Source organism: Vibrio amylolyticus, assembly GCF_023145695.1.
GTDB lineage: Bacteria > Pseudomonadota > Gammaproteobacteria > Enterobacterales > Vibrionaceae > Vibrio > Vibrio amylolyticus.
On sequence record NZ_JAJHVV010000001.1, the window covers coordinates 144,165 to 163,369 of the forward strand.

A 19,205-nucleotide genomic window follows, 5' to 3' on the forward strand; every position below is an offset into this window, starting at 1 on the left:
CTCTAATTCCTCACTTTTCTTAATTCGATTGCCTTAGATATATCAGCTCTGACACAATTTTAACTTGTGATTTCATCCCTTCGCCCCTATTACTTAATCATCATGCTCCAAGTAAACTTATAGGTAGCTCTATGTTCAATGCAATCACTTCACTATTTAAGCAACTTCTTGAAGGTGAAGATTTATCAGGCAAGAATAGCTACAACCCTAATCTTGCAATCGCCTCTCTCTTATGTGAAGTTGCCGGAGCCGATAACCAAATTAACCAAGTTGAACGAGAAGCTAAGCATCATTTGGTTGAGCGTTTACTTGAGCTTAATGAGCAAGAAGCCAATACCTTGCTTACTCAAGCTGAAGAAGCTGCAAAAAATGCAGCATCGTTGTATGAATTTACCTCTCAACTACGAGAGTTATCACAAGAGACTCGCTTTGAGCTCATTAAAGCAATGTGGGAAGTGGCTCATGCCGACGGTGAGATTGATCCACTCGAAGATTCGGTCATTCGTAAAACCGCTGAGCTATTATACGTTGATCACAGTGAATTTATCCGAGCCAAGCTCTCAGTAATTAATAAGTGATCACCTAACTATAATAAATAAGGCTCCTTAAAAAGGAGCCTTATTTATTTCTGAAGTTTTCAAAATGCACGACAAGCTAGAGCATAGTTAACGCGAGTTTCGCAAGGTTATACGCATCGACATAGCCCGAATGCTGACGCCCTTCCCACTCAATATCTTTTGCTTCTTGCGCTGCACGGTGACCAATACGTTTATCTTTAAGGCGATTTTGAATGCGATATAGCGTGGCAAGGTTAACAAACTCTTTGAAAGGTATATCTAACCCTTTTTCACGGCACTCATTGAACAAGATCTGGTCGTCACGCCCCCATGAGGCATAAATTTTATTTGGGCCACCAAAGTTTTTCTGCATCGACTGCATCACCGCCTTCAATGGGCGTCCCTGCTTTTCAATCTTTCGAGGTGTAATTCCGGTCAGTTCAGCACAAAACAGCGAGACTTCATCACGCTCTGGTTTCACGTAATATTGTGCGCGTTTCACTATTTGACCCGATGCGACATCAATCTCAGCTAATCCTACTTCTATGATTTCGCCCGTAGTGCCTACGCCATCTACGTTCCAACAACACATCTCTAAATCGAAACACACGACACGGTTATAGTTCATCGCCAGCCTTACTACTCATTTAATTATTAATTTATTCACTTTCGCGAAAGCGCCAGATTCTATCGCATTTATACATAAATGTAGAGCATGGAATACGTAGCCTAATAGCATTGTATGCAAATTACACACTGACAAAAGACCACTGGTCTCTTAATCTAAAAATAAGAGACCGATGGACACTTAAATTATTTTTACGCGAAGCGAGCATGAACTGGAAACAAGTATGAACTGGAAACGCGCTAGAACTGACGACAAGAAGAACGAACGTAAAGAAGCGATCTTTCACGCAGCATTTACCCTTTTTAAGCAAAAAGGATACGACAACGTTAGCTTCAACGGCATCGCCAATGAAGCAGGGTTTACCAAGTCAAATATGTACCGATACTTCAGCTCTAAAGAAGAGATTTTTTTGAATATCTTTGCTGAACTATTCGAAGGTTGGTTTACTGATTGCTGCGAAGAGCTTCATCGCCTAGGTGAAAACCCAAGCATCGCAGATTTCTCAAAAAGCTGGGTCAAGGTAATAAAGAACCACCCTCAATTTATGGATTTAACCCCGCTCCTATTTATCGCGCTTGAAAAGAACAGCTCTTACGAACAGTTACTTGAATTTAAAACGTTATCCAAAGATTTGCTCTTTCGATTATCGACCGAAATCAGCAATGTCTATCCAGAATTCCAAGGAGAGAAATCATTTCAGTTCCTAAACCTCAGCTTCGCGACTATGTCTAACAGTTGGGCGGCAAAGTCTCAAAATGACGCATTGCTAAAAATATACCAGCAAGAGGAATTCATGATGATGAAGCCCAATTTTGAACCAGACCTTATCGCTGCGCTAGAAATTATCCTTAAAGGACTAAAAGCAAGTGATTAGCTCAGAGGCACTACCCTGCAAATAACACTGTTAGTCAACAGCAAAAATAGCTAGTCACCAACCGTATGTAGAGCTAGCAACCATTGAAACTAAAGAAGGAATTTACTCATGGCACATTACACAGACAAATCAATCAAAGTGAACATCCCTGCAGAACAAGTCTGGAAAGTTCTCGCCGACTTTAGCAGCATTGAAAAGTTCGCAGTAACAATAGACTCTTCTCCTATTATTAGTGAGGTCAAGTCAGGAGTGGGTGCTAGGCGTCTGTGTACCTTTCAAGATGGTTCAAGCCTTGTAGAAGAGATCACTGAATACCATGACGGTCAAAGTTACAAAATGGAACTATCTGAATACTCTCTGCCACTTAAAAGTATGCTCGCTGAAATGGGCGTAAAAGCCATCGATGAAAACACCTCTGAAATATACATGTCTTCAGAATTTGTTGTGAAAGGTGGGCCATTTGGGTGGTTAATGGGTCAGTTCATTATGCGCCCAGTGATGAAAGGGGTATTTAACAAAGTGCTCAGCGGGCTAGCCTATCACTGTGTTACCGGAAAGAGTATTGATAAAGATCTGCCCGAAGCCGACGCTCTAAAGGCGGTTGTACTAGGTTGAACCCTATTAACACTGCCCCAAAAAGCAGCGTTGTTTTATTGATGTTGAGATCTCGATAATTCGGTTGCTCACCATAATATGACTCCAACGATGAAATTTACACAGCAAGGATAAAGAATGAAGTATCTATGGCTCGTCCTATTCTTCATGTTTGTGGGCTGCACATCCATTCAAAACAAGCAACATGACCTAAAGCAATCGATCATCGGTATTACTGGAGACGGTAACCCTGAGTACGATTATGTATATACCGATCTCAATGACAATGGTGTTGATGAAGCTATCGTACTGCTTAAAGGTATTAATTGGTGTGGCTCTGGTGGCTGTACACTTCTTATTCTTGAAAACAAAGTGGAAAGCTATACGTTGTTATCAAGAAGCACCATCACAAGCGCACCTATCAGTGTCACTGAAACGAAAAACCATGGTTGGAAGGATTTGATCGTAAGAACGCGTGGAAAAGGATTTGTTTTAATGAAATTCGATGGCAGGCAATACCCTAGTAATCCATCGCTTGCGCCAACTGCAAGTGAAGACCAAGTTAAATTATCACGACCTGTTTTGGAACTGAAACTACCTAAATAACTCAGGTGTAACCCAATACAGAGCCTGCCCATTTACACTATAGTGGGTAAGCTTTCTTGGGCAATTGCTCCAACGAATCCGCTGTTTCTCTTAAATTCATTGATGCAAAAAAAGCCCCTAAAGTTCAAAGGGGCTGCCAAATGGCGGTATAGAATGAATTTTCTGGAAAATAAGGCCTTCTCACTAACTACGAGAGGCCTTTGAAAAAGCAGTTATGAAAAAAGTAGTGCTCGCGGTACTAGAACGGAAGAACAAAGCCGATCTTGGCTGAGTCCTCACGTTTGTCGTTAGCAAAGTTCCCTTCATTCGCAATTTCTACGTATGGCTGGATGTACTTGCTGCCACCAAATGTTGCGCGCAGTTCAAAGTTTTGGAAGTTGTCTTTCGCACCTGCACCAACATGAGATTTATTCCTTTGCGTTTGGTCTATAAGGTTAGCTTTTAAGTACACATTTTCCGTTAGCTGTGTTCCCGCACCAAAGTCAAAGCGGTCGATTTTAGAGCCATCTTTGAATGCTTCGCCGCCGGTTTTGCTATCGTCGTAACCAGAATCACGACGGTATCGAGTATTTAGGTCAAACGCCCCCAAAGACGTACCAATACCTAGACCTGCCTTAAACGTATGGTCTTTATCCTTGTTATAGACATCTTCAATTTCACCTTTAACCCAGAAGTTTTCAAAGCCGTGCGTGTAGTTCAGGTTTAGTTCGTTATTATCCCCTGCACGCTTATAAGAAGCGCCAATAGTTCCAGCATCTTCAATATCAAATGATGTGAATAATTTAAGACCCGTTGCGCCAATAGCATCACCTGCTTTCTTGGTGTTATCATCTTTGTCAGTAGAGGTGCGGAATTTCTGATCCACTTCTACGCCTGAGTTCCATTTACTTTGTGTCGAATCATCTGCAATAGCGCTATAAGAGAAAATAGAGAGTAGCGATAATGTGAGAATTGATTTCTTCATTGTTTATATGCCTTTTTAGTTGTGGGGGTTTCCCCTTAGGAGTTGCTAGGCATAATATTCGTCCTCCATATTGTCTCAAGGTAGAACCTATTCGATTTTCGGATAGGTCATCATGAGAATTTAAAATCAAACACTTACACTCAGTGAGATACAATAAAGTAATAATTATCGTTCGTTCCATTGATCCTAGACCGTAGATTTCACCTTTCTCGGACAAAGCAAAGTTTCAGAGACGTGGCATATTTTCTCTTCGAACCTTCCTATCTCGTCTTAGTTTTCCTTTCATTACGCTTATTGTGATCTTAAAAACTTAACTCCCACAAACACCCCTTACCTATATCCATATCGAATAGTTTCTAACTCGTTCACATCTCTCGTCTGCTTTAAATTGCCCATCAAACAAGAGCTTTTAGTCGATAAAAACGAAAGCTGAATACCAAAAATAGAATTAAATACAAAAGGTTAAGACTAACTAATATGAATTCCCAAGAGCGAAAAGAGCGGTATTACTCAATTCCTTGGCACGACAGGACGTTATCAAGAATCCTCATGGTTCTTTCAGTCAACGTTGCTTGGGGGATCTCTGCCTCCCCCTTACATAATGCTATGGAAGTTTATCTTGGCTTAAAACAAACCCTTAATTTAGGCATCACTGCACTAATCGCCTGGACGATTATCGTCATTGGTGCACTGACCACCTCAGTATCAAAGACTCGAATAGGTGCCGGTGCTAAACGCGTTTACCTCGCCCTTTTTATTGCGATGAATGTTGTTTCGCTAATCAGCCTTATCAAAATGCTGTGAGGAAAATGTGATGCAAGTAAACGACACATTCAACATAGAAACAGGCCGTATTTACCAAACGGTTCAAGTCCTTAGATGTCAAATTGCAAAAGTGGAAACCATTAAAGATGGGCGCAATATCGTCACAGTCAACGTGATTGATGATGTTCTCGACATGAGATTCAACGTCGCGATTCAAGTCGATATTGATGATTCATTCGACGAAACCGAGGACTTAATTCTCAATCAATACGACTCAGGCAACTACGAAGATGGATTGGCATTAATTGAAGGCCACATTCAACTCGGTGACTTAATCACCGCTATCGCTGAGCACGAAGAGAACGGTGTAACTCACTTCACTGAGGGTGATGAATACCGAGTACTCAGCGTGAATAAAAGCAGTGTCGTGGTAGAAGGTGATTGCAGCGTTCGTATCTCAATACCTAACCACAAGTGGATAAAAGCCGGGGAAGACAATGGTTATTAAAGTCTGGACATCAATCGGCCACAACACCGTCCTATCGAATTAGCGAATATGGCGAGACTGATCGGTAAAAGCGGATGGTCTACCGCGTATCTCGTAGCGAAGGCCGTTTTTTCCAATGAACAATGAACTAACCGTCCATGTGCGGTACTGAGGCTAAAACAATGAAAAAACGAATCGTATTATCAATGGTTGTAGCTCTAACTCTTGCTGGCTGTGGTGGCGCGAAATCTACTCCTTCTCACAAGAAAAGCATTACACCCACGACGCCTACAGCACCAGCAAAACCAAACCCTAACCACTGCTCTAACAACAGTATTGTAAAGCGTACTGGTCAGTGGGAAGACCAGCCCAATAGAGATGGCGAGAAGTACTACCGCGTTAGTTATGAATTCTTAGTGAATGCCTGTAACGGTATTGAGTCTGCAAGTGTTGGTGGGTATGCGCAGGAAAACGTCACTATTGAGCCTGTTTTCCCAGACTTTGTGGTTAAGTCAGAGGGTTTAACAAGAACCTTCTCTCAATACTCATTTGCAAATCACGATGCAACACAAGTTCGTCAGATAGAGCGCTGGTCAGGCACATTACCGAGAAAAGATTGGATCATGTCTCATGCCCACAAGTGTGAGGTTAACCAGTATCCCTTTAATGGCTATGGGGAGCATGATGACGATGTGGGTTACTTGATGTTTCCTGACGGCTCAATTGAGCTATTAAATGAAGGCCCGGTGGTAATACTTGGTGTTCGCTGTCTCGATGTCTACGGAGGAGAGATTTACAGCGATGCTGGAACCATCTCAAACCTGAGCATTAGAAGAGACAGTAACGGCAACCGCTTTGTGGATATTCACCCTAACCTGATTCGAAACAGGCAGTTCATGACCTATCGCGATGGCCGTGCATATGACGACATAAAAGAAGCACTGAGATACGCAACTATTCAGGAAAACCAGGACTAACCATGAGAAAACTAATCGTACTATCACTACTCACTCTGCCGTCGTTCCCGATCTTTGCTCTGGATTTAGATAAAGCTGACAAGTCAATATCTTGCATGAATCAAGCAGGCGTTATCGCTCTGTCTTTTGAGCGTTCGCTCAATGACAAAGAAAAAGCGGCTATTTGGACTCAAAAGCATGTGGACCATTATCGACAAGCTGTTAACTACGGTCTGTCACCTGATGTTGTCATAGATACGTTCCAACGACATGTATCAGGCAAGCTTATGTTTTTAGACGGCAGAGTGCGTAAAAGCGACTTCTCTCTAGAAACACCTCGTTCAATTCAAAATGATATTAGCCACTACAACAAACGCAGAGGGTTACTGACTCAATCATGCGCATCGGCAGAAACCTTAGACCCCCTCAAGAGCTAACAATGAAAAAATTAATCGCACTACCTATCGCCCTAGTTCTTGCCGGCTGCGAAGACAGTAATCCATCAGATTTTGATGCAGCTGATAGCAAAGTTAAATACATGAATTCGGTCTTAGCGGACAACAGAGGACAAGTAGATAGCATCACTCACCTAGATGATCTGCACGTTATAAAGGAAGACTCAACGTTGTTGTTTACCCTTAGCGCCACCATTGACAACCAAATTGTAATGGCAAGCACTGGTACCACCATACAAGAGATCATCAAACTGCAATCTTCTATCAATTTTCTACAGTATCAACTAGAAAGCTTTTGCTTAGATATTGAATGGGAGCAGTTAATAAGCGCATTGAGTAGCATCGATATAGTGCGGGTTGATTACAACTATCACGATGATCAAGGTGAATTTATTTACTCTGCACAGCACGTCTGCAGCTGATAGGGGCAAACCATGAGAAAGATACTAGCATTAGCACTTTTAACAACGTTTAACCTTCATGCCGAAGATTTTTCAGGGCATAGGATAAGTATTGGCTTTTCTAACGGAATCGATGCCACGCACACGTTTACTCCTATCATTTCAGACGGAACCCGCGAAGAAGCATTGGAGCCAATAACCACCAACGCTAAAGGGGACGCGGTGAACTTTACCTACGGGTACGATATTAACCACATTGTAGGGCTAAACATAGAATGGATTAACCATAAAGCCAGTGGCACAACTCATGGTTCATACCGATGGAGTGACGATTCCTACGCAGGGGACATAGCCACGGGCTTAAAAGTAGATGGTGGGGCCCTCAATATAGAAGGAGAGGTCGGCTATGCATTGGATTTCGGTAACCTACAAATTAAACCCTTTGGCACAGCAGGTGTCGTTGCAAGTGAAGGCTCGATTAGTGGTATTGCGGCACACTCCTATGGATTAACTTATGCAATCCTGGATCACGTAGATCTAAGCGGGATCGGGTATTCAGTGGGCACTGGCGTTCGAGCAGAGCTAACCACGGGTGACCGTGCAGTATTTGGCGAGATCAAACTGCGTGAGTTTGATATTGCATTTCAAGACTCCCGTGTACCAAACGTGGATCTTAGTGGCCTAACTTTTACCATTGGATATAAATTCAACTAACTTATGAACAACAATCTAAGCACCCAGATGAGCAGTAAAGAGATAATCGAAAAAGCCACTAAACACTACGGCGAAAGAGTCCAGATAGAGAAAGCAAAAAATGACTGCGTAGAGTTGATCCAAGCTTTGTCTCGTTATTACAATTATAACCGAGGAACTATCGAGAGAGTCGCAGAAGAAGTGGCAAACGTAACTTTAATGGCAGATCAACTTCGTTTAATTGTCGGTGAAACACTTGTGGACGACATTAGACTTAAAAAGCTTGTTCGCCTAGAAAAATACATAGATAGCCACAAACGTAATTTCACTGATGATATCTGATACTCACAGCTAACCTTGGCTCTAGCCATTAATCCAACTCTGATTACCCAGTAAAAACAAAAACGCCAGGGCTCTTGAAAAACAGCACTGGCGCAATGACGACGAAATCAAAAACTGTACGAGATTAATTTGGAAGATTGTCGAAAGAGTCCGCCATTGTGTTTATGTTCATTCGTGTTCCACGCCATCAATATAGGAATGTTTGCCAGTGTCCCTCGCAAATTATCGAACTCGACGTACATACCATCAGCGTAAACCAGAACTCTTCTCCCGATTGGTAGTCTGCATTTCTGTTAGCTGCCTTCAGTATTCGTCAAGTTCAAGCCAATGATCTCCTATTTACGACGGGCAAGCACCCTAACTTGAGTTGATTCTTACCGCTTGAATGATTAAAAACCCACCACCTAAGCTCGAATCACTGGTCTATCCTGCGTTTTGTCGCGCCAAAAAGCTTGAATGTGATAATATCCGCCACCATTAACTACATACATTCGGCATGATTCTACCCTTACGTAATATGTTAGAAACGCGATTATGTTTAACCTACTAATGTTAAACATATAGAACGGTAAGGGTAACAAGGGCCAAAGGTGAAAGTGTCACCTTAAATATAACCACCAAAGAGAATTCGTTATGAACTTTGATATTAATATGATTCCTCAAACTTTCGACATGCTGCATACAGGTCTTGCTGCATCGAGTGTTTTATTACTGCTAATCGCTGTTTCTCGTAAATCTAAAGTGATTGAAAAAGTAGTAGAGAAACCGGTTGAGAAAATCGTCGAAGTTGAAAAACCAGTAGAAAGAATCGTTGAAATCGAAAAGATTGTCGAAGTTGAAAAAGTAGTAGAGAAAGTCGTTGAAGTGGAATCAAAGCTTGCGACTGCATCAACAGACTCTGCAATGCAATTGCTATCAATCATGCAGCAAGAAGCTCGCTTAATCGATTTCTTAAAAGAAGATCTTACTTCGTTCTCGGATGAAGAAGTAGGCGCTGCCGCTCGTGTTATTCATACCGGTGGCCAAAAAGTGCTGAACGACTACGTATCTCTTACCTCTATCCGCAGTGAAGAAGAAGAGACTCGCATTACCATTGAAGAAGGCTTCAACGCTCAACAAGTCCGTTTAACAGGCAACGTGACAGGCTCTGCGCCATTCACAGGCACTCTAGTCCATAAAGGTTGGAAAGCCACTGATATGACACTGCCTAAGCTTGCTCAAAACTACGATGCGTCAATTATTGCTCCTGCAGAGGTTGAGCTGTAATGGAAAACCAAGAACAAACGCAACAAGGAAACACCAAGTTTAGCGTTGGTATCGATTTAGGTACCACCCACTGCGTGCTTTCTTACACAGAAAATACCGATCAAAATGATCCAAGTGCACAGCCAGAAGTAAAGGTACTGCCGATTGCTCAGCTAACCGCACCTGGTACGGTTGAATCTAAAGACCAGTTAGGTTCATTTTTGTATCAGCCTCATGAGCATGAAATGAACCCGGCATCACGTGTACTTCCATGGTCAACAGAGCCAACCGCCCTTGTCGGTGCGATTGCTCGCAACCTAGGATCAAAAACGCCAATTCGTTTGGTTGCGAGCGCGAAATCTTGGCTATGCCATGGCGGTGTAAACCGACGTGACGCGTTTCTGCCTGCGGGTAGCCCAGAAGATGTCGATAAGGTGTCACCGCTTCGTACTACCGAACTTTATTTAGAACATCTGAAACAGGCTTGGGATCATACTCATCCTGAATCACCATTATCAGAGCAAGACGTTACGATTACCGTTCCTGCTTCTTTTGACCCTGCGGCAAGAGATCTCACCGCAGAAGCCGCCCGTAATGTTGGCTTCGCGCACTTAACGCTTTTAGAAGAGCCACAAGCCGCGCTTTACTCATGGATCAACAACAACGGTGATGCCTGGCGTGATCAAGTTACGGTTGGAGATATTGTTCTTGTTGTCGATGTAGGTGGCGGTACAACGGATTTATCTTTGGTTGAAGTTACCGAAGATGAAGGCAACCTATCACTTAATCGTATTGCTGTTGGTGAGCATATTTTGCTTGGCGGTGACAATATGGATCTCGCCCTCGCCTATCGCTTAAAAATGAAACTCGCTCAACAAGGTAAAGAACTTGCTCCTTGGCAGGTTCAAGCGATGACACACGCTTGCCGCGACGCTAAAGAAGCGCTTCTTAACGATGCAGAGCTACAATCTGTGCCAATCGTCGTACCAAGCCGAGGTTCTAAGCTTCTTGGTGCAACTTTAAAAACTGAGCTAACACAGCAAGAAGTACAACAAACTCTGGTTGATGGCTTCTTCCCAAGCATTCACGTTTCTGAGCACCCAGTACAAAAACCTCGCGGCGCACTTACTCAGATGGGTCTGCCTTACGCACAAGATGCGGGTATTACGCGCCATATTGCCGCGTTTTTAACTAAGCAAGCCAATGCGCTTAGCGGTGAAAACGACCACGTGAATCAACCTGCAGCGCAAGCGTTTGATCCGTTCGCCAATATGGCGGGAATGCCGGGAATGGAAAGTGCGCCTGTTGCTCAAGACTTTATTAAGCCTACGGCAATCTTATTTAACGGCGGCGTTTTAAAATCACAACTACTTGCTGATCGTCTTCGCAATACCATCAATGCATGGTTAACGACTGCTGAACAGGCACAAGCAAAATCACTGTCTGGATTGGACTTAGACCTTGCCGTAGCCAGTGGTGCAGCTTACTACGGTTGTGTTCGCCACGGCCAAGGTGTCCGTATTCGTGGTGGCATCGCGTCTAGTTACTACGTCGGAATTGAAAGCTCGATGCCAGCTATTCCAGGTATGGCTCCTCCACTTGAAGCACTCTGTATTGCTCCGTTTGGCATGGAAGAAGGCTCAGTAGCACAGGTTCCAAGTCAAGAGTTTGGTCTAGTTATTGGTCAACCGGTTCATTTCCAATTCTTTGGCTCTACCACTCGACGAGATGACGAAGCAGGAACACACCTTGATCATTGGGCACCGAGTGATCTTGAAGAGCTTCCAGAGATTCAAGTGACACTTCCCGTCTCTGAAGGGCGCCGTGAAGGTGAAGTTGTGCCCGTTACACTAGTATCAAGAGTGACTGAACTCGGCACTTTATACCTTGAAGCGATTGCGACAGATAATGGGCAAAAGTGGCATGTCGAATTCGACGTGCGAGAAGACACTGCTTCAAATGACTTAACTGTGTAAATTCAATCGGCATCTTAATAGGATGCCGTTTTTTCAATCTAAGGTGTGCACATGGCATCCTCTCGTTTTCTTGTCGGTATTGATTTAGGTACCACCAATACCGTCGTCGCTTATTGTGAAAATGGCGACCAATTAGAGCAAGCTCCCGTTTCTTTGTTTGAAATCGACCAGCTGGTTGGCCCCGGAGAAGTCGTTAGAAAACCTCTCCTTCCCTCTTTTCGCTATCACCCTGCTGCAGGTCAAATATCCACTTCGGACTTAACATTACCTTGGCAAGAGAGCCTAGTTGAAGGTGACATAGAGCAAGTCATTATTGGCGAATGGGCCAGAGACCTTGGCGCAAAAGTAGAAGGCCGACAAGTTGCCAGTGCTAAAAGTTGGTTGTCTCATCAAGCCGTTGATCGTCAATCTGACATTCTCCCATGGGCGGGGGCTCAAGACGTGGAAAAGGTCTCGCCAGTTATTGCGAGTGCCAGTTATCTAAATCATATTCGTCTTGCGTGGAATCACCGCAACCCAAGTAACCCACTTGAGAACCAAGATGTCGTGGTAACGGTGCCAGCGTCATTTGATGAATCTGCTCGTAAGCTCACCATCGAGGCCGCTAAACTGGCTGGATTGGATTCAATCATTTTACTCGAAGAGCCTCAAGCCGTTTGCTATGACTGGCACTCTCGACACAAAGAAACAGCGGACGAAGAGCTGAAAGAACTCCCACTTATCCTAGTCTGTGATGTCGGCGGTGGTACCACTGACCTTAGTCTTATTGAAGCAAAGTTAGCCAATGATGCCCCGCTTGAGTTAAACCGTATTGGCGTTGGCGATCACCTAATGCTTGGGGGAGATAACCTTGACTTAGCCTTAGCTCACCTAGCCGAGCAACGTTTCAATCAGTCCAAGAAACTTACCGCTGCTAGCTTAACCAAATTAATTCAACAGACACGCAGAGCAAAAGAGCAACTTCTTTCAGCCGATGCTCCTGAAGAAATGAAAATTACTATGCTTGGCAGTGGGTCAAAGCTTTTAGGTGGAACCAAAAGCGTAAACCTGACGAAGCAAGAAGTTCATCAAATCGCACTGGATGGCTTCTTCCCACTCAGTGAGTTTTCGCAAACGCCTGATAAACGACGCAGCGCGGTCGTTGAATTCGGTCTACCCTACGTTTCAGACCCTGCGGTGAGTAAACACTTGGCGCAATTCTTGTCTCAACATCAGCAAGTTTCACGATCGGCTCTGGCCCGTTGTGACTCTAGCCAGGAAGTAAACTCAGATTCTAAACCCGCCATTCCTGTTGCGTTACTACTAAATGGTGGTGTCTTTAATAGTGAACTGGTCACTCAACGAATGACGTCACTATTGGATCAATGGCGAGGCGATTCAATCACCTTGCTTGATAATCCACACCCTGATTTATCAGTAGCGCTAGGTGCGGTGGCATTTGCCAAAGCCAGACGCGGTGCTCAACTTAAGATTGGAGGTGGTTCCGCGCGTTCCTACTTTTTGCATCTAGAGCAAAAGAGCAAGCAGAATCAAGCCTTGTGTCTTCTAGCTAAAGGCACTGAAGAAGGACAAGAGATCCGATTAAGCGGTCGTAAATTCTCACTAACGCTTGGCGAGCCGGTACGCTTTAATCTGCTCACCTCTACTCACGACACCCTCGCTAACAATACACAAGTTCAAAATGGTGTCTTGGTCGATGTGGATTCCGATCTGTTTTTTCCACTGCCCCCTTACATCACAACGCTAGAGGGCGAGCAAACGGATGCGTTACACGAGAACCAAAAAGAACGTGTCGAAGTACAGCTCGCTTGCCAGTTAACAGAGGTTGGTACTCTACAGCTAGAATGCGTTGCTACGGAAAACAGTAAGCGTTGGAACTTGGAGTTCGAAGTACGCAACCAATCTGCGGGAGAGAACGAAGAAAACACGATTTCGCCAAGGTTATTGGAATCGAAAGAGTTAATTACGCGCCTATACAGCGGAAACAAAAAAACAGCGGATAGCAAAGAGATCAAGACGCTGACTAAAAGTCTTGAAAAAGCGTTAGGGAAACGAGACCAATGGGATTTTTCTACGCTTAGACATCTGTTTGACAGCTTAGCTCAAGGTAAAAAACGCCGAAGACGCTCAGAAGCGCATGAAAAGAATTGGTTAAGACTTACTGGATTTTCGATGAGACCCGGCTTTGGTGACGCAACAGATTCGTGGCGAATGGACCAAATATGGCCTTTGTACCAACAGAATATACAGTTTAAAAACCATCAAGGTTGGACTGACTGGTGGGTATTCTGGCGACGAGTCGCTGGTGGGCTGAGCCAAGAACAGCAAGAGACGATTCTGGCGGATATTGCAAAGTACCTTCACCCAGGTGCGATGAAAAACCCTAAAACCGCTCAAGTGGCACAAGATCATGGCTATGAATCGATGGTGCGCCTTTCTGCCTCTCTAGAACATTTAGAGGTTGAAGATAAAGCTCTACTGACGAACTGGTTTATTAGTAAAGCAATGAATCATGGTCAGTTTGAACAAGCTCATTGGTGGGCCGTCGCGCGCTTGGCATCGCGAACACCGCTTTATGGAAGCCAGCACACCGTCATTCCACGTGAGCAAGCGGAACAATGGTTACCAACACTGCTTGAGCAAAACTGGCAAAAAGAGCCAATGATCGCATTTGCGTCAGTAATGATTTGTCGTAAAACAGGTGATCGTCAGTTTGACATCTCAGATGACTTTAGAGCTCAGGTTCTCAATAAGCTAAAAACCAGCAAGGTTCCGGAGTCTTGGATTGCGCTTGTCAACGACGTTACAGAGCTCTCTGAGAATGAAACAAAACGTGTTTTTGGCGATGCTCTTCCCCATGGACTTCGACTACTAAAATAAGAGTAGATTTGGCCAAAATAAAGCCTCTTTATTTTGGCCAAACATTACGCAACTGCCCATTATCACAGCACTCAAAACGCTTTTTGCCATTTCTTTCAAAGAAACGCTCCACATTATTTTTTAGTGTGCTAGTATTCGTCTCGGCCTGATATCAGACCTATTTATATGAATGACGTGTTATGTATTTGAAAATCCTCGAGCATCCGCTTACCAGCTTGTTCATGGAGTCTTTCCTTCCATATATCGCAACACCACATAAATAATTCTATTGGCTACAACTGCATTATTTGCGAATTATTTTGAAAATTAAGGAGACATCATGTCTAAAGCAACTGGTAACGTAAAATGGTTCAACGAAACTAAAGGTTTCGGTTTTATTTCTCAAGACGACGGCGGTGCTGACGTATTCGTTCACTTCCGTGCAATCGTTTCTGACGGTTTCAAGACTCTTGCTGAAGGTCAAAAGGTTTCTTTTGACGTTGAACAAGGTCAAAAAGGTCCTCAAGCTGCAAACGTTGTTTGTCTATAAGCTTGTCGATTTTGACAGAATATTGAAAAAGCAGGCTTAGGCCTGCTTTTTTTTATTCTGTTGCATGAGTCCATTCTCTCTAAAGCATTCCAAAACATGACCTTATTAAAGCCCTCTGTCGCTGTTTCTTAATAAAGCCGCACTGTCTTTGTTTAATAAAAAAGGCCAAGCTACTCATCGTAACCTGACCTTCTAATCATACTTATTCCAAACCGTATAAATGCTTTTTTAATCGCTATTGTTGATTAGCTTAACTCGCTATTTCGCCGACTTATCCTTTTGATAGACTGTTTTCAAGTATTCGTCTTTTTCTTGCCACTGAACATTCAACCATTTATGAAAACGTCGCTTGAACGCCTTATCATTAACGTAATCCCCAGACACATTGTCATCCATCGAATGAACCTTTACATGCACAACGACTTTCGTCAGCTTACCTTTTAGCAGGTCTATAAATGGAGATTGTTGGTTCTCAGGGTAAGCTAAGGTAACGTCAACAATACCATCAAGAAGATCACCCATCGCGTTTAACGCAAAGGCTACGCCACCCGTTTTAGGTTTGAGAAGATGCTGATAAGGAGTTTTAGCCGTTGCTAACTTTTCTTGATTTGCTCGTGTACCTTCTACAAAGTTCACTAAGGTTGTAGGTACATTGCTGAATTTCTCACACGCTTTATTAATCGCGTCAAAATCATCGTTTCTACGTTCTGGGTGCCTGATCAAGTACTCTCTAGAATGGCGCTTCATAAACGGCATGTCTAAACCCCAGCAAGCTAGCCCAACAAAAGGAACATAAAGTAAGTCATGTTTTAAGAAGAACTTGGTCATCGGTATTTCGTTTTTCAATACTGATGATACGATAACAATATCCGCCCAACTAATATGGTTCGACATCATCAAGTACCACTTTTTTCTTGAAAGTGCCTCCTGCCCTTCAATTTTCCATTCTATTTTATTATTTGTATTAAGCATCCATAAATTAAACGTTGCCCAAAGCCAAAATTGGCCATTAGCTAAACGAGTAAAAAAGACTTTAACAATACGAAGTGGTAACAGGATTTTGACCAGTGCAAATAGACCAACAACAATAGCCGTAATTGCCGTATTCACCGTGACTAAGGTGACAAATAATACAAGACGTAGATTTTCTAACATTACTTCAATTTCTAAGGAATAAACCTCTATTATAACCAATAATGGGTTGATTTCGTAACAGTTTAATAAACCTTTCAACAATTGTTAGCATTTAGAATAAATGCGCACAATCTGGTAAAAAAACCTTGTTTTGTTAGATCGTTAAATATCGGTTGATGTTAGCGACCAAAAGCCTCAAAATGGCGCACTTTTTATCTATTAGGCAGTTTGTCTTAAACACCAAGCTTCCTCATTTGAGCATTTCCACCGTACTGAACACGTTCATCAAAACGATGAATACACACTCGAAACGAAACTGAATTTTTGCTAATTACTCTATTTAGCACTAGCTTCTTATTGAGTGTTGATTGTTCGTGTTTCGATAAGTACGCGGCTGAGATGCTACTTTCATTGTTAATTGAGAATCAAATATATGGGTTTTACCTCACTCGGTCTTTCTGCTCCAATTTTAAAAGCAATTAAAGAACAAGGTTATGACACACCTTCCCCTATTCAAGCACAAGCGATCCCAGCTGTGCTTGAAGGAAAAGACGTTATGGCAGCAGCACAAACGGGAACAGGTAAAACAGCAGGCTTTACGCTACCAATCCTTGAAGGGCTAACAAATGGTCCGCGAGTGAAAAGCAATCATGTTCGAGCTCTTATACTAACGCCAACACGAGAACTCGCCGCTCAAATTAATGAGAACGTAGCAAAATATAGCTGCCACCTGCCGTTAAGTTCAGCCGTTGTATTTGGTGGTGTTAAGATTAATCCTCAGATGATGAGACTGCGTCAGGGCTGTGATGTCCTTGTTGCCACGCCTGGTCGCCTTATCGATCTCTTTAACCAAAAAGCAATCAAGTTCTCTCAACTCGAAGTTCTCGTTCTTGATGAAGCTGACCGTATGCTTGATATGGGCTTTATTCGTGACATTCGAAAAATCCTAAATTTACTGCCTAAACAGCGTCAAAACCTACTGTTTTCAGCGACTTTTTCGGATGAGATTAAAGATTTAGCAAAAGGTTTAGTAAACAACCCCGTAGAAATTTCAGTGAGCCCTGCAAACTCAACGGCAAGAACGGTTGAACAATGCATCTTCCCTGCAGATAAAAAACAGAAAGCACCCATGCTGGTTAAGCTCATCAAAGATGGAAACTGGCAACAAGTTCTTGTTTTTAGCCGAACAAAGCATGGCGCAAATAAGCTGTCTCATTATCTCAACGATCAAGGGATTACTTCTGCCCCTATTCATGGCAACAAAAGCCAAGGAGCAAGAACAAAAGCGTTAGCTAACTTCAAATCGGGTGAAATTCGCGTATTAGTCGCAACTGATATCGCCGCTCGTGGTATCGATATTCCGCAACTACCTCAAGTTGTGAACTTTGATTTACCAAACATATCGGAAGATTATGTTCACCGAATCGGTCGTACTGGCCGTGCTGGCGAAGTTGGTAAAGCGATTTCACTGGTTTGCGCTGATGAAGCTGCTGATCTGTTTGGCATTGAGCGCTTGATTCAACAGCTACTTACTCGCCACGAATTGGAAGGTTTTAAGCCGCAAAACGTTCTACCGGAATCAAGACTGGATACGCGTCCTATTAAGCCAAAGAAACCGAAAAAACCTAAGAAGCCAAGAACTGGGCATGCAGACGGTCAACGTTCTGGTGAGAATGCGCGAGGACACAAACCTGCAGGAAAAAATAAGCGCCATGTTGGGGGCAATAAGTCTGAAGGCGGTGCAGCAAATAAACCAAAGCGCCGTCAGTTCAAAAAGCCATAACAGAGTAATAAACCTAGCTAAGAAGCCCTTGCTTAACTTAAGTTAGCTTTGGTCAGGTTTGATTAGATTAATAATAAACGGTGCGATTTCTCACCGTTTTTTTATAACTGCTGTTCACTTACTCTGGTTTCGATGACTCAACGGGTCACTTTGCGATACCGTTTAAAATGACGATGAAATAAACTCATGTCCCCATAACCAGATTCATGGGCAATCACTTCAACTGGCTTAGGGTGCAAGGAGTATAGAGTGAATTCAACCTCACTCTATAACTGCTACTCAAGCTAGTCCTTATTAATACTGACTAAATCACGCCACTTTGAACTAAATAGTCCGTGATCTGTGTTTTCATCTCCGTTTTGTGTATATCGTCAACGAAGCTTGCTTCTACTGCATTAAACGAAAACTGAGCTAACTGTTCATTAGTAACGTAAAGGCTGCGTGCGATTGCATTGAAGTTATCATTCATGTATCCACCAAAATAAGCCGGATCATCTGAATTAACGGTGACACATAATCCCTTTTTCAATAGCTCAACGATATTATGCTGTTCCATCGACTCAAAGACCTTCAGCTTTACGTTAGATAATGGGCACACGGTCAATGGCATGCGGGATTCAATCAATTGATTGACTAAGACACTGTCCTCAACACAACGAACGCCATGGTCAATACGGGAAATATTCAGTAATACCAGTGCATTGGTGATATTACTAGCAGGGCCTTCCTCGCCTGCATGGGCAACGGTTTTATAGCCATGCTTTAGAGACTCATCAAATACACGCTGAAACTTCTCTGGTGGATGGCCTAATTCTGAAGAATCCAATCCTACCCCGATAATTTTGTCTTTATAAGGCAAAGACTGAGCAAGAGTTTCAAACGCAGATTCTTCGTCTAAATGACGTAGAAAGCACATAATTAATTGACTCGAAATACCAAGCTTTTTTTTCCCATCAGTTAAGGCGCGATCAATGCCACCAACCACAACCCCAAAATCAATACCTCTCTCGAGATGGGTTTGGGGATCGAAGAATATTTCAGTATGAATCACGTTATCTTGCTTACAACGTAACAAATATGCCCACGTAAGGTCATAAAAATCTTTCTCGTGAATTAGAACGTTAGCACCTTGGTAATAGATATCGAGAAAGGATTGTAAGTCATCAAATTCGTAAGCCTTTCTTACTTCTTCGGGAGAATGAAAAGGTAGAGAGATATTATTGCGCTTCGAAAGTTCAAACATCATTTCAGGCTCTAATGAACCTTCGATGTGCATATGCAGCTCTATTTTCGGTAAGTTCTGAATAAAAGATTGTTGATCCATTATCACCCCTAT

At 43.0% G+C, this 19,205-nt stretch carries 20 protein-coding genes; 16 read left to right on the plus strand and 4 right to left on the minus strand.

From position 1 onward, the window contains the following. Nucleotides 1–131 precede the first annotated feature (131 nt). Nucleotides 132–578, plus strand: coding sequence for a tellurite resistance TerB family protein (locus KP803_RS00640; protein WP_248006898.1), 447 nt, complete (start codon nt 132–134; stop codon nt 576–578). Between the two features lie 76 nt (nt 579–654). On the opposite strand, the gene KP803_RS00645 is transcribed toward KP803_RS00640, so the two are convergent. Beyond that, nucleotides 655–1,185, minus strand: a complete 531-nt coding sequence (locus KP803_RS00645; RefSeq protein ID WP_248006899.1) for a 3'-5' exonuclease — start codon at nt 1,183–1,185, stop codon at nt 655–657. A 223-nt stretch (nt 1,186–1,408) separates the two neighbouring features. Here KP803_RS00645 and KP803_RS00650 point away from each other — a divergent pair, with 223 nt between their 5' ends. The 3 genes from KP803_RS00650 (at nt 1,409) to KP803_RS00660 (ending at nt 3,259) form a co-directional block, all read left to right on the plus strand. After that, nucleotides 1,409–2,059: a TetR/AcrR family transcriptional regulator gene (locus KP803_RS00650; RefSeq protein ID WP_248006900.1), complete on the plus strand. Its 651-nt coding sequence runs from the start codon at nt 1,409–1,411 to the stop codon at nt 2,057–2,059. 108 nt (nt 2,060–2,167) lie between these two features. Beyond that, nucleotides 2,168–2,674, plus strand: a complete 507-nt coding sequence (locus KP803_RS00655; protein ID WP_248006901.1) for an SRPBCC family protein — start codon at nt 2,168–2,170, stop codon at nt 2,672–2,674. 117 nt (nt 2,675–2,791) lie between these two features. After that, nucleotides 2,792–3,259: a hypothetical protein gene (locus KP803_RS00660; RefSeq protein ID WP_248006902.1), complete on the plus strand. Its 468-nt coding sequence runs from the start codon at nt 2,792–2,794 to the stop codon at nt 3,257–3,259. 238 nt (nt 3,260–3,497) lie between these two features. On the opposite strand, the gene KP803_RS00665 is transcribed toward KP803_RS00660, so the two are convergent. Next, nucleotides 3,498–4,223, minus strand: coding sequence for a hypothetical protein (locus KP803_RS00665; RefSeq protein ID WP_248006903.1), 726 nt, complete (start codon nt 4,221–4,223; stop codon nt 3,498–3,500). Between the two features lie 477 nt (nt 4,224–4,700). On the opposite strand from KP803_RS00665, the gene KP803_RS00670 reads away from it, so the two are divergent. From KP803_RS00670 to cspE, 11 genes are all read left to right on the plus strand, one after another. Continuing rightward, nucleotides 4,701–5,027, plus strand: coding sequence for a hypothetical protein (locus tag KP803_RS00670; RefSeq protein ID WP_248006904.1), 327 nt, complete (start codon nt 4,701–4,703; stop codon nt 5,025–5,027). A 10-nt stretch (nt 5,028–5,037) separates the two neighbouring features. Beyond that, entirely contained in the window at nt 5,038–5,496 is a 459-nt protein-coding gene (locus KP803_RS00675) for a hypothetical protein (RefSeq protein ID WP_248006905.1), read from the plus strand. Between the two features lie 161 nt (nt 5,497–5,657). Continuing rightward, a complete protein-coding gene (locus tag KP803_RS00680; RefSeq protein WP_248006906.1) occupies nt 5,658–6,452 on the plus strand; it encodes a hypothetical protein in 795 nt (264 codons plus the stop codon). Nucleotides 6,453–6,454: 2 nt separating this feature from the next. Then, nucleotides 6,455–6,868 (plus strand): hypothetical protein, encoded by a 414-nt coding sequence (locus tag KP803_RS00685; protein ID WP_248006907.1) that lies wholly within the window; start codon nt 6,455–6,457, stop codon nt 6,866–6,868. A gap of 2 nt (nt 6,869–6,870) precedes the next feature. Continuing rightward, nucleotides 6,871–7,308, plus strand: a complete 438-nt coding sequence (locus tag KP803_RS00690) for a hypothetical protein (RefSeq protein ID WP_248006908.1) — start codon at nt 6,871–6,873, stop codon at nt 7,306–7,308. 12 nt (nt 7,309–7,320) lie between these two features. Continuing rightward, a complete protein-coding gene (locus KP803_RS00695) occupies nt 7,321–8,001 on the plus strand; it encodes an outer membrane beta-barrel protein (RefSeq protein WP_248006909.1) in 681 nt (226 codons plus the stop codon). 27 nt (nt 8,002–8,028) lie between these two features. Continuing rightward, on the plus strand, nt 8,029–8,322 hold the full coding sequence (locus KP803_RS00700; RefSeq protein ID WP_248006910.1) for a nucleoside triphosphate pyrophosphohydrolase family protein: 294 nt from the start codon (nt 8,029–8,031) through the stop codon (nt 8,320–8,322). A gap of 633 nt (nt 8,323–8,955) precedes the next feature. Further along, nucleotides 8,956–9,588 (plus strand): DUF2760 domain-containing protein, encoded by a 633-nt coding sequence (locus KP803_RS00705; protein ID WP_248006911.1) that lies wholly within the window; start codon nt 8,956–8,958, stop codon nt 9,586–9,588. After that, entirely contained in the window at nt 9,588–11,543 is a 1,956-nt protein-coding gene (locus KP803_RS00710) for an Hsp70 family protein (protein WP_248006912.1), read from the plus strand. Before KP803_RS00705 ends, KP803_RS00710 begins: the two co-directional genes overlap by 1 nt. 51 nt (nt 11,544–11,594) lie before the next feature. Further along, nucleotides 11,595–14,423: an Hsp70 family protein gene (locus KP803_RS00715; RefSeq protein WP_248006913.1), complete on the plus strand. Its 2,829-nt coding sequence runs from the start codon at nt 11,595–11,597 to the stop codon at nt 14,421–14,423. A 319-nt stretch (nt 14,424–14,742) separates the two neighbouring features. Next, nucleotides 14,743–14,952 (plus strand): transcription antiterminator/RNA stability regulator CspE, encoded by a 210-nt coding sequence (cspE, locus tag KP803_RS00720; protein ID WP_017033441.1) that lies wholly within the window; start codon nt 14,743–14,745, stop codon nt 14,950–14,952. 258 nt (nt 14,953–15,210) lie between these two features. Here the strand turns inward: cspE and KP803_RS00725 are convergent, their stop codons facing one another. Beyond that, nucleotides 15,211–16,107, minus strand: coding sequence for a 1-acylglycerol-3-phosphate O-acyltransferase, YihG family (locus tag KP803_RS00725; RefSeq protein WP_248006914.1), 897 nt, complete (start codon nt 16,105–16,107; stop codon nt 15,211–15,213). 412 nt (nt 16,108–16,519) lie between these two features. On the opposite strand from KP803_RS00725, the gene KP803_RS00730 reads away from it, so the two are divergent. Then, nucleotides 16,520–17,869, plus strand: coding sequence for a DEAD/DEAH box helicase (locus tag KP803_RS00730; RefSeq protein ID WP_248006915.1), 1,350 nt, complete (start codon nt 16,520–16,522; stop codon nt 17,867–17,869). 304 nt (nt 17,870–18,173) lie between these two features. Here the strand turns inward: KP803_RS00730 and KP803_RS00735 are convergent, their stop codons facing one another. Next, entirely contained in the window at nt 18,174–19,193 is a 1,020-nt protein-coding gene (locus tag KP803_RS00735; protein WP_248006916.1) for an adenosine deaminase, read from the minus strand. Nucleotides 19,194–19,205 lie beyond the last annotated feature (12 nt).

Excerpts from the sequence above, each read along its gene's own strand:
- KP803_RS00640 (WP_248006898.1), top strand. The coding sequence starts at position 132 with ATGTTCAATGCAATCACTTCACTATTTAAGCAACTTCTTGAAGGTGAA.
- KP803_RS00680 (WP_248006906.1), top strand. The coding sequence starts at position 5,658 with ATGAAAAAACGAATCGTATTATCAATGGTTGTAGCTCTAACTCTTGCT.
- cspE (WP_017033441.1), top strand. The coding sequence starts at position 14,743 with ATGTCTAAAGCAACTGGTAACGTAAAATGGTTCAACGAAACTAAAGGT.
- KP803_RS00670 (WP_248006904.1), top strand. The coding sequence starts at position 4,701 with ATGAATTCCCAAGAGCGAAAAGAGCGGTATTACTCAATTCCTTGGCAC.
- KP803_RS00700 (WP_248006910.1), top strand. The coding sequence starts at position 8,029 with ATGAGCAGTAAAGAGATAATCGAAAAAGCCACTAAACACTACGGCGAA.
- KP803_RS00650 (WP_248006900.1), top strand. The coding sequence starts at position 1,409 with ATGAACTGGAAACGCGCTAGAACTGACGACAAGAAGAACGAACGTAAA.
- KP803_RS00655 (WP_248006901.1), top strand. The coding sequence starts at position 2,168 with ATGGCACATTACACAGACAAATCAATCAAAGTGAACATCCCTGCAGAA.
- KP803_RS00730 (WP_248006915.1), top strand. The coding sequence starts at position 16,520 with ATGGGTTTTACCTCACTCGGTCTTTCTGCTCCAATTTTAAAAGCAATT.
- KP803_RS00725 (WP_248006914.1), bottom strand. The coding sequence starts at position 16,107 with ATGTTAGAAAATCTACGTCTTGTATTATTTGTCACCTTAGTCACGGTG.
- KP803_RS00735 (WP_248006916.1), bottom strand. The coding sequence starts at position 19,193 with ATGGATCAACAATCTTTTATTCAGAACTTACCGAAAATAGAGCTGCAT.
- KP803_RS00710 (WP_248006912.1), top strand. The coding sequence starts at position 9,588 with ATGGAAAACCAAGAACAAACGCAACAAGGAAACACCAAGTTTAGCGTT.
- KP803_RS00685 (WP_248006907.1), top strand. The coding sequence starts at position 6,455 with ATGAGAAAACTAATCGTACTATCACTACTCACTCTGCCGTCGTTCCCG.
- KP803_RS00695 (WP_248006909.1), top strand. The coding sequence starts at position 7,321 with ATGAGAAAGATACTAGCATTAGCACTTTTAACAACGTTTAACCTTCAT.
- KP803_RS00675 (WP_248006905.1), top strand. The coding sequence starts at position 5,038 with ATGCAAGTAAACGACACATTCAACATAGAAACAGGCCGTATTTACCAA.
- KP803_RS00705 (WP_248006911.1), top strand. The coding sequence starts at position 8,956 with ATGAACTTTGATATTAATATGATTCCTCAAACTTTCGACATGCTGCAT.
- KP803_RS00690 (WP_248006908.1), top strand. The coding sequence starts at position 6,871 with ATGAAAAAATTAATCGCACTACCTATCGCCCTAGTTCTTGCCGGCTGC.
- KP803_RS00660 (WP_248006902.1), top strand. The coding sequence starts at position 2,792 with ATGAAGTATCTATGGCTCGTCCTATTCTTCATGTTTGTGGGCTGCACA.
- KP803_RS00665 (WP_248006903.1), bottom strand. The coding sequence starts at position 4,223 with ATGAAGAAATCAATTCTCACATTATCGCTACTCTCTATTTTCTCTTAT.
- KP803_RS00645 (WP_248006899.1), bottom strand. The coding sequence starts at position 1,185 with ATGAACTATAACCGTGTCGTGTGTTTCGATTTAGAGATGTGTTGTTGG.
- KP803_RS00715 (WP_248006913.1), top strand. The coding sequence starts at position 11,595 with ATGGCATCCTCTCGTTTTCTTGTCGGTATTGATTTAGGTACCACCAAT.